Source organism: Candidatus Kuenenia sp. (genome assembly GCF_039794105.1).
GTDB lineage: Bacteria > Planctomycetota > Brocadiia > Brocadiales > Brocadiaceae > Kuenenia.
This window is the reverse complement of the sequence record NZ_JBDIWA010000009.1, coordinates 45,154-59,377: the sequence shown is the minus strand read 5'-3', so window position 1 is coordinate 59,377 and position 14,224 is coordinate 45,154. Positions and strand designations below refer to the sequence as shown.

The following is a 14,224-nucleotide window of genomic DNA, read 5'->3' as shown; positions in this document are numbered from 1 at the left end:
GTACTAACTTTATTAAGAGGTAATAAAATATGACTAATATCCCATCTGATGACAAAGAAAAGGAAGCATCATTAAACGAAATAATCGAAGGGTTGCAAAACCGGGAGGATGAAGATTCTTTTCCGGAAGCGATTTTGCCAGGTGAAGACGCACCCGATATGCCTGTTCATGAAGCCTCTGACGGGGCTGAAATTTCAGTGGATAAAAAGAAACCGGAATCAAAACCGGTAAAATCAAAAAAATTGTTAAAAGCGGGCATATTGCTTAATCAATATGTGCTTTCCGCTATGGTGCTTCTTTTTATAGCAGGCGCGATAGGCTTCTTCTTATTTCTCCAGAAAGATTGGATTAAAGTAAAAGGCGATAAAATGGTTTCCCGCCTTGTGGAAAAAAAACTGGAAGAGTCTTTGGATAAATACATGGATTCAAACGACAATTTAAGGGATGGCAAAAGGACTAAGGTAAAGCTGTCAGATGATATAAAGTGGGGAAATTCTTCTGGTGCACAGCAAGGCCGTGAAGAAACGCAGGAAGACAGGACAAAATATATCATCGAAGCAAATCGATTGTACGAACAGGGAGATTACAAGGCGGCGGCTTCTCTCTATGGAAAGGGGTTGGACAAATCGATGCCTTTTCTGAATGAGGATTTTATTGTATATCGTTTGGGCGATTGTTATTTTCAATCGGGGAATTATAAGGAAGCCATTGAAGTGTTCAGGCATTTAAACAATGATTATCTTAACAGCGAGTATCAATTGAAAAGCAGATTAAAAATGGGTGAATGTTGCGCAAAACTGGGGGACTATAAGCAAGCAATAAAAACCCTTTACTCCGTTATCGCCCGGGAGGGCGACTGCAAAACGGAAGAAGATAAGTCGTGCGTGGCAGAGTCTTATTTTAAAATCGGAGATTATTACCGGGAGGAGGCAAAACGTCTGAAAAATGCATCTCAAACGGTAGGTACTGTCACCGCAGGATACGGGAAAAGCAATGACCATTTGTAGAACGAAGAAGAGGAAGGCAAATGAAGAATTTTGCATATACCATTTATAGGATAATGAATAATGAATAGAAGAATAATCTTTATACTCATATTTCTTTTAGGCGTATTTCCTGTATGCTCTTTTTCCAAAGCCGGTGAGGAGACTACTGGCGAGGTGAATGGGGATATATCAAATACCGTGCAGGGCATACTGAACGAGGAGAGGAAAAACCTGGAAATGCTTCAGATGCAGTTGCAGGCTATTGATGAATCAAGCGAACTCAGTGAATCATTAAATAAAGAGTTGAGAAATCTTGAGATGCTCCAAATGCAATTGCAAATATTAAGAGATCAGGAGTTTGAAGAAAAGGAAGATAAGGGAGACGGGACGAAGACGGCTGAAAAGAAGAGTGTTGATCCGGAAGAAAGAAAAGATGTTTTTATACAGCCAAACGAAAATATCATGCTGAAAAAAGAACTGGACGAGTATGATATGCCGGTTTATTCAATTAGCGCAAAACAGGTGCAGGTGTCTGAAATATTGAAAGCGCTGTCAGCAATCTATGGCAAAAGCATTATTGTGGATGAAGATATTGCCCCCGAATACTTGTCGTCTTTTATAAATGTATCGATCAGGAAAAGCCCGTTACAGGATATATTAGAAGTGATTATCGGAATGCGCAACCTGGAATTTATTCCGAAAGAGAACGCTATATTTGTTACCTCTTTGTCACAGCTTAACGTCGATACGGCGTCTGACTATTATAAGGATAAGGCTGCCCAAATCTATCAAAGGGCACAAATAAAATATCCCAACGATAAAATGGTCGTCAAGGCGTATTATGAACTGGGGAATTATTATTATGATTTGGGTTTCAATTTTCTTGCGTTGCAGGAATATCAGGTTGTTACAAAAAAATATATAACGTCTCTCTTTGCAAAAGAAGCTTTGTTTAAAATCGGAGACTGTTATTACCGCCTCAATGACCCGGAAAGCGCTATTCGGGCGTATTTTCAGTTCATTTACGGCTATCCGAAAGATCCTTTAATTGCCGATGCTTTTATGGGGGTAGGCGACTCTTTGATGATGCAGGGGTTTTATGAGCGGGCAAAGGACACCTACGAAAGGGTGCTGAATGAGTATCCGGAAACAGAGATTGCCGCTAAGGCGCAGCTTAACATTGCCAAAGCGCTTGCAAAAATGGAAAAACACCGGGAGGCGATTCGGGCATTGATGGAGGCCAGAGAACTCTATAATTCCCTCCAGGTAGGGGCAGAGATTGAATATTTAATAGGGAAAAGTTTATTCTCGTTGGAGGAGTATGAGGACGCCAAAACAGTTTTGGGGAATTTCCTGACCAATGGCGGCAATGAAAGGTATGCCGAAGATGCAAGTTTCTTATTGGGAGAGTGCTTTTATAATAATGAGAATTATGTTGAGGCATTCCAGGTTTTTAAGAGAGCGCTGGAAACCTATCCAAACAGCAGCAATGTCCCACGCGGTATGTATTTTTTGGGAAAGTCTCTGCGGGCAATGCACTTTTATGATTCTGCGATAAAAACATTCCGGGAAGGGATACAATTTTGGCCAACTGATGAATATGCGGACAAAATGGCCATGGAGATAGGATGGTGTTATTTTGATGATGATAATTATGCGCGGGCGCAGGAAGGTTTTAAGGATTTTATAAAGAAGTACCCTTACAGCAAGGTATTAATAGAAGGAATGGTCGGCCTGGCGGATGCACTCTTCTGTGAAAAAAAATACGAACAAGCAGTGAAGGCATATATAGATGTTCTGGGAAATAGCAGCGAAAAGGAAATCAGGGCGTTTGCATTTGAAAGAATCGGCGCTTGTTATAAAGCTATGGGAAAACTGGAACAAGCAATAAAAGCGTTTCGTTTAGAGTTGGGATGATGCCTGTCTCAGCCGCAAAAGAATCCCACCGCAGTCGGCAATCGGCAGTCTACAGTCGGCAATTGCAGATTGAGGACTGAGCAAGGTGAGGAATCTTAGGATTTCTCACCTTGGCAGAAATGACAATCACAGGCATATTAAATTCTTCTATGTCCCTAAGCACCATCCACTTTTTCCAAATCTTTAACTGTGTCTTTACCCTTGCCTCAAGCCGGCTATTCGGCTTTTCCGGGGGGCACTTTATTTGGATTTTTCTTTGACTGATTGCACAGTCACGAAGATAAAGATTTATTAGGGTCTGGTATGGAATACCGGTTTCCTCCGACATAGACCTGAAATAGCGAACAGTATCACGGTCCAAACGCATAGTAACCGGTTGTTTTAAATACTTTAAATAAGGATTTTTATGCCCCTTCATTTTGGAAAAATCATAATGATCTCTCATTGTCTGTTCCTCCAATATTCACTTTCTTCATTTTACTTATAAGAATATTGATGTCAAGGTTCGGGTTCAAACAAAACAGGGAGTCAAATTTTTCAAAATCGGGCATGCATCCTGACAAACTGCAAAACCTCAAGTGATGACCTTGTATAAAATCTCCCGCCTCTGTATTGTCTTATAATTAGACAACACGTACATATTTTTTACTTATCAATAACAACGGCAGGCGCATAAGGTATGGTTACCGGATACTTTTTTGATACTTATTGTGACATAAGCTTTATTTTGTAAAGTAGTTGTGAATCCATGTACCGTAGTTGCAGTAGTATCTGCCTGCTGGGTTATCGTTGTTGACCGTGTTACGGCACTGCTTTTGCGCTGCCCTTTATACTGATTGCATTTTTTTTAATAGCATGAACTAATGAGGTAAATATAAAGGATGTGTTGTTTGGGTTTTTTGAAAAAAACAGAGAAAAAGTTCCTGGTGGTTTTTATGGTCTTGTGGATGGGTGTGCCTGTTTTTATAAGTTCTGAAAGATGTTTGTTTGGCGAGCCTGTAAACAGCGGAAAAAATGCAGGAACCGGAGAGATTCAGGACGTATCTCCTGAAAGTTCTGCTTTGGCCGGTACTTCGTCTGGTGTGGGCGGACATCAAGGCGTGGAAAGGATATTATCAAATCTCAACGTTGAAAACGAACGGCTTCGGGAATTGGAAAAGAAATATTTAACATTGCAGGGCGTTACTTCAGAGACAGGGATCGGGAAATATTTCAAGCCGGGCGCAACTAAAGATATTGATTCTGAAGCGGTTCATGAAGTGGGCAATATGTCAAAAACAGACGGCCAAAGCGGCGCCGGGGATACATCAAACGGGATTCCTGAATACACACCATTACAGTATTCAAAAAATTTTGAGGACGCAACGCCGCAAAAAGAAGAAGTTGATGTGCCAGGGGAGGATGGCGAGGTGAAAGCCAGGATGAACAACCGGCTGCATAGCTATTTGTCAGGCATAGAAAAAGAGACGCCTCCCATAACAATAGCAGAATGTTTTTATAAATTGGGCGAATATGAAAAAGCCTTGCAGGGTTATAAAAATATTCCGCAAGGAGAGGTAACGCCGTATCAATACATGTGGACCCGGTACCAGATTGCAAATTGTTTCCGGCAGTTAAAAAAATACGATGACGCACTGAGTGAATTCCAGCATTTTATCGACGAAAATCCGCAGAGCGATTTAATTGTGCAAGCGAAATGGTATGTTGATGATATTGCATGGTGGAAGGAATGGCAGGAAAAAAATACATTGAAGAATAATAAATTGTTAATGCTTTCTGATAATAATGAGTGAAATAATGGGAAAAGAAAACGGGGTTACGTTATGAAAAATATTGCCGTGAACAAATATCCGAAAAAATTCAGGAATGAACTCGCAACCGCCTTTGAACAGTTTAATCTTTATACATTGCGTTTGGAAGAGGCGTACAATAAGCTGCAAAGCAGGGTAAAAGAAATAGATAAGGAGATGGAAGATACAAATGCCCGTTTAAAGGATAAAGTGCAGGAACTCGACAGCCTTACGAAATATCTAAATAGTCTTTTGGGAAGTATTCATAGCGGTGTTATTGCCATAAATACGAAAGGGGAAATAACTACTTTCAATACGGCGGCGGAAGAAATATTAAGTTTCAGCGGGTCTTGCGTGGTAGGGGGAAATATAGAGTGTTTATACGAAAATGCGGACGGCGGCGAATCCCTGCTTATGGAGGCTATTAAAAAGGGGCAAAATTTTATTAATGTTGAGCGTAAAATAAAGACCAGCCAGGGATTGGCCAGGATGGTAGAAAGCAGCGTGTCACTGATTAAGGACTCGCAGGACAATATTATAGGCGCTGTAGAGGTGTTTAAAGACTTGTCAAAGATAAGAGATTTGGAGATGCGATTGAGAAAAGCGGATAAACTTGCAGCCATTGGCGCAATGGCGGCCAGTATTGCCCATGAAATTCGTAATCCACTAAATGGTATTGAAGGGTTTTCTGCATTACTTGCAAGGGACTTTGATGATTCCGACCCCCGTAAGAAACTGGTAAAAAATATAATACAAGGCACGAAAAATCTGAACAAAACGGTTACCGAGTTGCTGGTATTTGCACGTCCGGTACGATTGAGTTTAATGAATAGCCGTATATCTGAAATTTTGGACAGAACACTCTTTTTTATTAAGGAAGACATGAACCGGAATGGAATAGATACTATTTCTATCCATAAAGAATACGGCGCAGATGATTATTGTTTGAAATGCGATGCTGAAAAATTGCAGCAGGTTTTTTTGAATCTTTGCTTAAATGCAATCCAATCTATGACATGCGGGGGCCATTTAACGGTATTTACGCGGACAATAGAGGGAGAAAACGATAACGGCGTTGTTCAGATTGGCATAAAGGATACCGGCGTAGGAATTAAAAAAGAGGTTGTCCGGAAGATATTTGACCTCTTTTTTACGACAAAACAGGATGGAACGGGGATTGGATTGGCAATTGTGAACAAAATTATTGAAGCGCACAACGGCAAAATCTTTGTTGAAAGCGAAGAGGGAAAGGGTACGACATTTTATATTAATTTGCCCATAAATTCGCATGACTATATGGATTCGTACAGCAACTTCGTTCCGGAAGAAGAGGCATTGGCGATGCAGTTTGCTTAAACCGATAATTGTGAAATCCGAAGTCCTCAATGCTGACACAAAATTACGAAAGAGGAACCACAGATTACACAGATTTTACTCTCGTTCCCAAGCTCCGGCTTCGAATGGAAAAAAGAATGAAACCATGTTATACCCCCGTGGATATTTGAAGGCCTCGTTTTAACCGAATAATTCTTACGAAAACGAACGTTTTTTAATTCTAAATTTCAATTTTCAAATGTTCAAAACCCGGTTTTTTCATTGGGATTTTGTATTTTGAGATTTGTTTCGTATTTCGTACTTCGTGCTTCGAATTTTTTATCTGATCTATAGGGGAATAAAATGAGTGTCGAAAAAATAATGGTTGTCGATGATGATGCATTGGGGCGTGAATACCTCTGTGAAACGCTGAAAAGAGGCGGATATGACGTTACAGGGGTTGGTAACGGACAGCAAGCCGTCTCGCGAATCGGCAAAGAAGATTTTGACATGGTTTTCATGGATATGAAAATGCCGGGAATGGACGGCATGGAGGCGCTTGAAAAGGTAAAGGGGATTTCGCAGGAAACCGTAGTCATTCTCATGACAGCGTATGGCACTATAGAGTCTGCTGTGGAAGCTATGAGAAAAGGCGCTTATGATTATATTATAAAACCTTTTTCTCCCGATCAGATTGAGCTTTTAATCTCAAGGGTGAATGAACGGCAGAAATTAATCGCTGAAAATAAATACTGGCGGTCTGCTTCCAATGCGGATGAAAAATCTGAGCCTGTTTACAGCAAAAACTCTAAAATGTCGCAAATATATGAACAACTGAAAAAGATCGCACAGAGCAAGGCAAGTGTTCTTATACAGGGGGAGAGCGGTACGGGCAAGGAATTAGTTGCGCGTGCGATACATTATTTCAGCCCGCGTTGTGAAAAACCTTTTATTCGGGTAAATTGCGCAGCCCTGGCAGAGTCCCTCCTGGAAAGTGAACTCTTTGGGCACGAACGCGGCGCATATACCGGAGCGGTGGCAAAGCGCATAGGACGCTTTGAACTGGCAAACGAAGGCACGCTGCTTCTTGATGAAGTCAGCGAGATTTCTCCCAATATCCAGGCAAAGTTATTGCGGGTGCTGGAAGAAGAGGAATTTGAGCGGGTTGGGGGAGAAAAAACCATAAAAATCGACGTCCGCATTGTCGCAACTACAAACAGGGATTTGGCAAAGGAAATACAAAAGGGGACGTTTCGCGAAGATTTGTTTTACCGGTTAAACGTCGTTCCAATACACTTACCGCCCTTACGGGAAAGGCGCGAAGATATCCCGTTGCTGGCGAATACCTATCTTGAAAAATATAGTTCGGAAAATAATTCATCCGCCAAATCGATTGAAAAAAAGGCAATGGACTATCTTTCTCAATACAATTGGCCTGGAAATGTGAGGGAATTGAAAAATATTATGCAAAGAGCGGTTGTTATGGGTTCGTCGGAAGAGCTTCGATTAGAAAACTTTACATCCCTCATTGACACAAAAAAATCCGAACATACCATGTGTAATGATTCCGTAAACATAAAAAAGAATGGTCAATCCATTGAAGACGCAGAAAAGGAATTGATTTATACTACACTCGAAAAAACGGGCGGGAATAAAACAAAGGCAGCCGAGTTGCTTAAAATTACAACCAGAACATTGCGGAATAAACTCAATAAATACGTAATTGCTCAATAAATTGTGAAAATGGAGATATTGGGGACTTGGGATTTCCCATTATACCGTAGAAATCGACAATCTACAGTCGGCAATCGGCAATCGGCAAATTGCAGATTGAGGACTGAGGACTGAGGACTGAGGACTGAGGATTGAGCAGAAGGCGATGTATTTTCCTACATACCGTGAAATTTTTTCTTAATAGGGGGACAAAGATTTGCCTTCACGGATACAGTAATATATTTTTACTTACGCTGTATCTTATTGATAAATAGATACATGTGTATTTTTATTGCATATTGTATTTGCTGTTGCTGTTTTCCGGTATTTGTTTTGCGAAGTTCTGTGGATAAGGAGAAAGATTATGAATATTGGTTTAGATAAAACGTTTGGTTTATTAGAGAATATGTTGGATGTTTCATCCCTGAAACACAAGGTTGTAGCAAACAACATTGCCAATGTAAACACTCCTGGCTACAAGAAAATGGTGGTTAATTTTGAGGGCGAGCTTGAAAAGGCTATACAAAGCAGTTCGCAGAAAAATTTTAATAAGTTTGAGCCAAAGGTCGTAATTTCTGAAGATGTTGTAGATGGAACCTTGCGCAATGATGGGAACACGGTGGATATGGAAAAAGAGGTTGCTACTTTATTGAAAAATACGGGTTTTTATAAAATATATTCGCAGTTACTGGCAAAGAAATTTGATTTAGTAAAAGCCGCAATTGACGGCTCTAGAGGTTAAGGAGAAAAAATATGGGAATAAGTAAGGTATTTTCAGCGCTGGATATAAGCGCCACCGGGCTTACTGCGGAACGTATCCGCATGAATGTGATAGCAAATAATATTGCTAATGCAAATGCTACTAACTCTCCCGACGGCGGTCCGTATCGCAGGGAACAGGTGGAATTCCAGTCTATTCTTAATAAGGCGGCTAATCTGTCCGATATTGATGGAATGGAGCGTTTGGGCGGCGTAAAGGTGAGTAATATTATGAAAAGCAATGAGCCTTTTAATAAGGTATTTATCCCCGGGCATCCTCAGGCGGATGAAAATGGTTTTGTAGAGATGCCTAACGTAAATATTGCAACGGAGATGGTTGATCTGGTCACGGCATCCAGGTCTTACGAAGCGAATCTTGCGGTGATAAATTCTTCTAAAGATATTACAAATCAGGCATTGTCAATTATTGGAAGATAGGAGTGTAGTTATGGCTGTTTTACTGATTAATAATAATGACGGTTCAATTCAACAAAACAAAGGGTTTGATTTTGTTGAAGAACAGAAAGGCGCTTCCTTTAAAGATACATTGGGAGGTTTTATCAATGAGATTAATGACCTTCAGGTGAAAGCCAGTGACAGTATCGAGAAATTTTCCGGTGGAAAGATTGAAAATATTCATGAAGTTATGGTTGCCATGTCAAAGGCGGAGGTTAGCTTTAAGTTTATGATGGAAACCCGCAACAAACTGGTAGAAACATACAAAGAAGTTATGCGTATGCAAATGTAACTGGAATAATCCTTAGCGCAGCCTTTGCTGCAACCAAATTCGAAATACGAATGTCGAAATACGAAACAAATTCGAATGACAAAAAACTCAATATTCCAAACCTTACGTGAGCCTTATCTAATTAATGCGTTACACTCGTTTTTACCCTTTTTCTGAAAAAATGGGTGCAGTCATAAGTTATTGCTATTGGCAGGTTGTAACAATGCAGATTTAAAAAAAGAGGCACTCCGCAGTATCATATATTTCTAAACATATTTCTCACTTCAACCATCTTCCCGCACGTCATTTTTCCTTCCGGGCATGCATCGTTTACGCAACCAGGGCCTGCATCTTTCAAAATATTTGGGGCGACCTTTTTCGCGAGCCGCAGCATTTCAATTGCCATAGCCCTGATCTCCCATTGTGCGCGATTGCAGCAACGTACACGAAAGAAATGCAATAATTCGCGGGCGTTCATGGTAATGATAATCTTTGTCTCCGCGGCATTGGGCAGTAAAAATCTGGCGTCTTCAAATGTGCTTTCTCCACTATCGCCCAGCGCCTCTATCAGTTCGTCATACCATTCCTGAATACAATTCATTTTTTCAATGAACCACTGTTTTTTCCCGGCTTTTTCAATCCTGGGGGGGATAACAAAATCAAAACCACCGGTTTTCTTACTGTACTTTCCGACATAACGCTGGCTTTGCTGGGAATAAGAAGCCAAACGATGCCGAACAAGCTGATGTGAACAGGCGCGGGAAATGCCCTCTATGCCAAAGGTAAAACTGACGTGTTCTATAGGTGAGAGATGCCCCATTTCCGTTAATTTTTCAATAAAAGCGGACTGATCCTTGCGGTCAATCTGTTCCTTTAATTCAGCAACAGAGGAGGGGCTATAACACAGTTTGGCGGCTTGCGCCACGATATGTTCAGGGTCTTGTGTGTATCGTAATAATAGTACATTTAGTTTTGATTCAGACATGTTTTCATAATATAACAAGATGAGAAAATAAACATTAAAAATCTGTATCCCTTTTTGGTTTGAGACTTCACCCCGCTAAAATTCTATCCCTTTACGCGCCTTAATTCCATTTTTATAGTGGTGCTTTATTTCTTTCATCTCAGTCACTAAATCCGCAATATCGATCAATTGACTTTTGGCATTCCGTCCTGTAAGAACAAGATTTAATCGCCGGGGTTTATTTTGTATCACCCCAATAACGTCTTCGACATCCAGCAATCCATAATCAATCAAATGGTTAATTTCGTCAAGAACAATGAGATCGTATTCATCGGAGAAAATCTCCTTCTTCGCATATTCCCAGGATTCTTTGACATTTTTGATAGTTTCTTCGGAAAAATGTCCTTTTTGCGTTTTAATAAATCCCTGCCCCATAAGCACCATTTTAAAATCAGGCGCCAATAATTTAGCAGCCCTCATCTCGCCGGTTTTTTGGGAACTTTTGATAAATGAAAGCATAAGCGCCTTCATACCCTGTCCAATAGCACGAAAGCAAAGCCCCAATGCCGCGGTAGTTTTCCCTTTTCCATTTCCGGTATGTATCAGTATAAGCCCATTTTCCATATACTATCCTAAGCGGGACAAGCCAGAATCAAATAAACATAAAATACAAAAGAGGAACCAGTAGAGTAGAAACAGACGACAAGAACTTAGGCGTAGCTATTCAGCGTAATTTATCAAACAACCGGAGTGCAGAGCACAACTCGTTCTCAAACAGATACTTCACTACGTTCAGTACAAGGTTTTGGGAACGAACCGTGTATCGTTTACGCTGAATAGTTACAAAGCTCCTCACTTAAAATAGCGAAGTGGTTGTTTGATTAAGAGGGATGGGTACAACTCTTTATCAATTAGATATTTGTCAATAGTCAAGATGCGACCCCTCTGCCCTCCTAACAAAGTGGGGAATTACACCCACAAAATAAAGCAAAATTGCCCATTTGACCCCGTCTGTAACGCTGCTGTTGAGCCGTGAAACCCAAAGCGGGCACATTGTAAACAAAACTACAAAATTTCCGCGGAAGATCCGAACGCTCATCTGTTGCCAAAACGGGTTTCATCGGCTCCAACAGCCTGTTAGCAGTGATGCCTGACCTACGAACTTTATTATAACAAACTCATTTACTTTCATTCGCTTTCTATTAATCTGGCAACTTTATAACCACACTTTCGACACTCCCCTCGAAGGATTAAATCACCACTTTCAATGGTTCCTTTAAAATTTATGATTGTAGTAATCTCTGAACAATTACTGCACCATGCACCATACATTCTCAAGCAATTCCTCCCTTATATTTTCCGGAATAGAATCCCAAAACTTCTTTGCCGGTTCTGTAAACTGACTTTCCGTATTATCTGCTTCCTTAAACTCAACCGGATTGAAGGTGTTAAAATATTCCGCCGCTACTTTTAATAGTCTTTGATCAGCGGCTATAAAATAAGAGACACGATAAAATTGGTCACCAGTAAGGGCCGTTGCTAATTGGAGCGCATCTAAGGTTCGGAGATTTTTGGCCGGAGCAATATTATCCAGTAAAGAAACCGCAAACTCCTTTACCTCTGATGTTGTTTCCAGAACGTTTATCATTGTAAGATCATTTTCAAACTCTTTAAAAGCTTGCTGAACTGTTGATAAATCAATTTCCTTCATTCTTACTCGCTTCAGAAATGCAGAATGGAATTCTATTCTCGACAGGCCAGAAATTGTAATCACCAGGTCATCTTCATTTTGTTTAAGGAATCGGTTAATTGTTCACTCCCATCTTCTCTATGATATAGCTTCACAAGAGCGCTGGTATCAATAAACAGATTCATCCGACTTTTCTCTCTCCAATTACGTCATCAGAAAGATTTCCTTTTATAGATTTTGTAAGCTGTTGAACTTTCTCAAAAGACATCCTTTCTAACTTGACCTTTGGAATAACTATCACTTTTACATCCAAATCACTACTAAAAGGGATATTACTTAACTCCAAATGCCCTTTGATAATTCTGGTATCTGTAATAAACTGGTTCATATTATAATCCTTCCATATAAATTTAGTAATCACTCTATTTGCCCTAAGATAAGTCAAAATCTCCCCTGATTAAATAAAAAAATCATTCGCCAGTTCTCTTGAAGATTCAGGAAAAATTTATGTGTGGGATCTTAGAAAAACTTTCCACTGCTAACGCATGGGCTGTACGGCGGGCAAGCAAAGGATGAATTTCAACCGATGAACATACATAAAAATTCCCCACTGACTGAAAATAGTGCCATGGCTTGCCCGTCCGTATGATCCCATTGTTAGCTGAATTTAAAAGTCTTTGTAGCAAAAAGATATTATTAGTTTTCTGTGTGGATTTCATCAGCTTTTTTAATGAAACTTACAATTTTTTTTGAGCTTTCGTTTTGTTGTTTTCTATAATAATTTACAATTTTCTTAATATCATAATTAAATTTGGCTGCGTGTTTTTCACGATACTTATGAATCTCTTCTATTATTGGATCATTATACATTTTTTATTCTCCTAATAATTTTTCTGGAATACAGATTATCGGAGCGATATAACCATTATCAAATATTACTTTCTCAATTAATGGTCGCATTTTCGCATTTGCTATATGTTTACAATTCCATGTTAATAAATAATTCATATTATGGATTGATGCTATAGAAATATGTAAATAATCTACCACGGCTTTGAGAGGTAAGCATTTCTTATCCATTAAAGCTTCTGATAAACCGATAATATCATTGTGATATCCAGTAAAGCTATTTTATTTAATTCCAATAATCTTTTTTGTGCTGCATCGGGGTCGCCTGCTTCGGCTTCATCGATTACAAATTGTGAAGTGAATAAATCAAATTCATCTCGATGAGTAGACCACCAATCGTATGTAATTTGTTGATGAGCGGCTATAATAATATCACGACTCGGTTTAGAGGTCAGATAGCTTATAATACTTGTCTCTATGTACAGTTTCTGATTCATGGTTAAATTATACTATTATTATCAACTATATTCTTAAACAGCTAACGTCTGCGTTCGGTTGCGGCTGGCACGAGCAGCGGGACAGACATCACCTGCAACGCATTGTTAGCAGTCAATCTCTAAACCTCTCAAAATAGCTTAGATCGATGTCATAAACTGTCCGCTTTTTAACTCCAAGCTCAACGCGCTGAAACATTTCGACCAATTTTGCACCATCAACAAGTTCAACTTTTGGCGCACCCTCTCGATTGGCTTCAACTACTGCCGCGTTGGTAAATGAAGATGTTGTGATGATGATTCCTTTCTCGGCTCTTCCGATCATGGCATTTCTAAAGTCGCCCACTTGTGAACGACCAACCAAGTTGCCATCCGCGTATCGCTTGCATTGAAACAATACTTTGAAACTTACGAACGGATTGATCTCCAGTGTGCCGAAGCCATCTATGCCGCCATCGGCTGAACCTCCCGTGATCTCGACATTTTCAAATCCTGATTCACGCAGGAGTTCCCGAGACACCTTCTCGAAGCCGAGCGGGCTCAATGAGCGCAGAATAGCAATCAGGCTCATTTTCTGATCTGCTTACGGTGTGTCCGGGGCGGGTGCTTCCTCTTCCGTTGTTTCACCCTGCTCCGCCGCTTTTTGTTTCCTGTTCTCGGCGTGGATCGCGACCCATTTCTTGAATATTTCGGCTGCCTGAGCATCAGAAATGTGTGCTGTACGACCCTTTTCCGTGAGCGTCCATGTGCCGTGCTTGGACGATTCGAGCATTCCCTCCCAGACCAGATACTGCCTCGCCCAGGCAACCTGATTGTGAAACCTGCTGCCACCGGACTTCAATGTTTCGTCCAGCACCTCGTCTGTGAGGTTAAGATTCTTGGCTATACGGTCCGAAACTTCTCGCGGCCTACCGGAATCTCCAAGGTCACGGAGCGCGTCAAGAAGTGGTCCAAACCACTTTACAAACTCGGCATTTGATTTACGCGTCATTGTTGTTTTCTAACCGCTAACTTTATATTA

17 protein-coding genes are annotated in these 14,224 nt (G+C 40.4%); 8 read left to right on the top strand and 9 right to left on the bottom strand.

Going from position 1 to position 14,224, the window contains the following annotated elements; all coding sequences use genetic code 11:
- Positions 1-29: 29 nt before the first annotated feature.
- The gene (locus tag ABJL82_RS06885; RefSeq protein WP_347273995.1) at positions 30-1,007 is read left to right on the top strand and encodes a tetratricopeptide repeat protein; all 978 of its coding nucleotides are present in this window, start codon (positions 30-32) and stop codon (positions 1,005-1,007) included.
- Between the two features lie 60 nt (positions 1,008-1,067).
- Positions 1,068-2,903 (top strand): tetratricopeptide repeat protein, encoded by a 1,836-nt coding sequence (locus tag ABJL82_RS06880; protein WP_347273994.1) that lies wholly within the window; start codon positions 1,068-1,070, stop codon positions 2,901-2,903.
- Between the two features lie 49 nt (positions 2,904-2,952).
- Here the strand turns inward: ABJL82_RS06880 and ABJL82_RS06875 are convergent, their stop codons facing one another.
- Complete coding sequence (locus ABJL82_RS06875; protein ID WP_347273993.1) at positions 2,953-3,348, bottom strand: BrnA antitoxin family protein; 396 nt, start codon at positions 3,346-3,348, stop codon at positions 2,953-2,955.
- A 445-nt stretch (positions 3,349-3,793) separates the two neighbouring features.
- Between ABJL82_RS06875 and ABJL82_RS06870 the strand changes: the two genes are divergently transcribed.
- The 6 genes from ABJL82_RS06870 to fliE all read left to right on the top strand — a co-directional run bounded on the left by ABJL82_RS06870 (position 3,794) and on the right by fliE (position 9,227).
- Positions 3,794-4,696: a tetratricopeptide repeat protein gene (locus tag ABJL82_RS06870; RefSeq protein WP_347273992.1), complete on the top strand. Its 903-nt coding sequence runs from the start codon at positions 3,794-3,796 to the stop codon at positions 4,694-4,696.
- Between the two features lie 30 nt (positions 4,697-4,726).
- Positions 4,727-6,049, top strand: coding sequence for an ATP-binding protein (locus ABJL82_RS06865; protein WP_347273991.1), 1,323 nt, complete (start codon positions 4,727-4,729; stop codon positions 6,047-6,049).
- A 321-nt stretch (positions 6,050-6,370) separates the two neighbouring features.
- Positions 6,371-7,741, top strand: a complete 1,371-nt coding sequence (locus ABJL82_RS06860) for a sigma-54 dependent transcriptional regulator (RefSeq protein WP_347273990.1) — start codon at positions 6,371-6,373, stop codon at positions 7,739-7,741.
- A gap of 343 nt (positions 7,742-8,084) precedes the next feature.
- Complete coding sequence (flgB, locus tag ABJL82_RS06855) at positions 8,085-8,462, top strand: flagellar basal body rod protein FlgB (protein WP_347273989.1); 378 nt, start codon at positions 8,085-8,087, stop codon at positions 8,460-8,462.
- Between the two features lie 11 nt (positions 8,463-8,473).
- Positions 8,474-8,917, top strand: coding sequence for a flagellar basal body rod protein FlgC (flgC, locus tag ABJL82_RS06850; RefSeq protein WP_347273988.1), 444 nt, complete (start codon positions 8,474-8,476; stop codon positions 8,915-8,917).
- A 10-nt stretch (positions 8,918-8,927) separates the two neighbouring features.
- Entirely contained in the window at positions 8,928-9,227 is a 300-nt protein-coding gene (gene fliE / locus ABJL82_RS06845) for a flagellar hook-basal body complex protein FliE (protein WP_347273987.1), read from the top strand.
- 235 nt (positions 9,228-9,462) lie between these two features.
- Here fliE and thyX read toward each other — a convergent pair whose 3' ends face one another.
- The 8 genes from thyX to ABJL82_RS06805 form a co-directional block, all read right to left on the bottom strand.
- Positions 9,463-10,191, bottom strand: a complete 729-nt coding sequence (gene thyX / locus ABJL82_RS06840) for an FAD-dependent thymidylate synthase (RefSeq protein WP_347273986.1) — start codon at positions 10,189-10,191, stop codon at positions 9,463-9,465.
- A gap of 75 nt (positions 10,192-10,266) precedes the next feature.
- The gene (gene cobO / locus ABJL82_RS06835) at positions 10,267-10,794 is read right to left on the bottom strand and encodes a cob(I)yrinic acid a,c-diamide adenosyltransferase (protein ID WP_347273985.1); all 528 of its coding nucleotides are present in this window, start codon (positions 10,792-10,794) and stop codon (positions 10,267-10,269) included.
- A gap of 685 nt (positions 10,795-11,479) precedes the next feature.
- On the bottom strand, positions 11,480-11,881 hold the full coding sequence (locus ABJL82_RS06830; RefSeq protein WP_347273984.1) for a type II toxin-antitoxin system VapC family toxin: 402 nt from the start codon (positions 11,879-11,881) through the stop codon (positions 11,480-11,482).
- 160 nt (positions 11,882-12,041) lie between these two features.
- Complete coding sequence (locus tag ABJL82_RS06825) at positions 12,042-12,305, bottom strand: hypothetical protein (protein ID WP_347273983.1); 264 nt, start codon at positions 12,303-12,305, stop codon at positions 12,042-12,044.
- Positions 12,306-12,556: 251 nt separating this feature from the next.
- Positions 12,557-12,730 carry a hypothetical protein gene (locus ABJL82_RS06820; protein ID WP_347273982.1) on the bottom strand — a complete coding sequence of 58 codons (174 nt, stop codon included), beginning with the start codon at positions 12,728-12,730 and terminating at the stop codon, positions 12,557-12,559.
- 209 nt (positions 12,731-12,939) lie between these two features.
- Positions 12,940-13,206 (bottom strand): hypothetical protein, encoded by a 267-nt coding sequence (locus tag ABJL82_RS06815; protein ID WP_347273981.1) that lies wholly within the window; start codon positions 13,204-13,206, stop codon positions 12,940-12,942.
- Between the two features lie 112 nt (positions 13,207-13,318).
- Positions 13,319-13,774: a restriction endonuclease gene (locus tag ABJL82_RS06810; RefSeq protein WP_347273980.1), complete on the bottom strand. Its 456-nt coding sequence runs from the start codon at positions 13,772-13,774 to the stop codon at positions 13,319-13,321.
- 12 nt (positions 13,775-13,786) lie between these two features.
- Complete coding sequence (locus ABJL82_RS06805; protein WP_347273979.1) at positions 13,787-14,194, bottom strand: winged helix-turn-helix domain-containing protein; 408 nt, start codon at positions 14,192-14,194, stop codon at positions 13,787-13,789.
- Positions 14,195-14,224 lie beyond the last annotated feature (30 nt).

Excerpts from the sequence above, each read along its gene's own strand:
- ABJL82_RS06815 (WP_347273981.1), bottom strand. The coding sequence starts at position 13,206 with ATGAATCAGAAACTGTACATAGAGACAAGTATTATAAGCTATCTGACC.
- ABJL82_RS06865 (WP_347273991.1), top strand. The coding sequence starts at position 4,727 with ATGAAAAATATTGCCGTGAACAAATATCCGAAAAAATTCAGGAATGAA.
- flgB (WP_347273989.1), top strand. The coding sequence starts at position 8,085 with ATGAATATTGGTTTAGATAAAACGTTTGGTTTATTAGAGAATATGTTG.
- ABJL82_RS06880 (WP_347273994.1), top strand. The coding sequence starts at position 1,068 with ATGAATAGAAGAATAATCTTTATACTCATATTTCTTTTAGGCGTATTT.
- ABJL82_RS06885 (WP_347273995.1), top strand. The coding sequence starts at position 30 with ATGACTAATATCCCATCTGATGACAAAGAAAAGGAAGCATCATTAAAC.
- fliE (WP_347273987.1), top strand. The coding sequence starts at position 8,928 with ATGGCTGTTTTACTGATTAATAATAATGACGGTTCAATTCAACAAAAC.
- ABJL82_RS06860 (WP_347273990.1), top strand. The coding sequence starts at position 6,371 with ATGAGTGTCGAAAAAATAATGGTTGTCGATGATGATGCATTGGGGCGT.
- cobO (WP_347273985.1), bottom strand. The coding sequence starts at position 10,794 with ATGGAAAATGGGCTTATACTGATACATACCGGAAATGGAAAAGGGAAA.
- ABJL82_RS06820 (WP_347273982.1), bottom strand. The coding sequence starts at position 12,730 with ATGTATAATGATCCAATAATAGAAGAGATTCATAAGTATCGTGAAAAA.
- thyX (WP_347273986.1), bottom strand. The coding sequence starts at position 10,191 with ATGTCTGAATCAAAACTAAATGTACTATTATTACGATACACACAAGAC.
- ABJL82_RS06875 (WP_347273993.1), bottom strand. The coding sequence starts at position 3,348 with ATGAGAGATCATTATGATTTTTCCAAAATGAAGGGGCATAAAAATCCT.
- flgC (WP_347273988.1), top strand. The coding sequence starts at position 8,474 with ATGGGAATAAGTAAGGTATTTTCAGCGCTGGATATAAGCGCCACCGGG.
- ABJL82_RS06805 (WP_347273979.1), bottom strand. The coding sequence starts at position 14,194 with ATGACGCGTAAATCAAATGCCGAGTTTGTAAAGTGGTTTGGACCACTT.
- ABJL82_RS06830 (WP_347273984.1), bottom strand. The coding sequence starts at position 11,881 with ATGAAGGAAATTGATTTATCAACAGTTCAGCAAGCTTTTAAAGAGTTT.
- ABJL82_RS06810 (WP_347273980.1), bottom strand. The coding sequence starts at position 13,774 with ATGAGCCTGATTGCTATTCTGCGCTCATTGAGCCCGCTCGGCTTCGAG.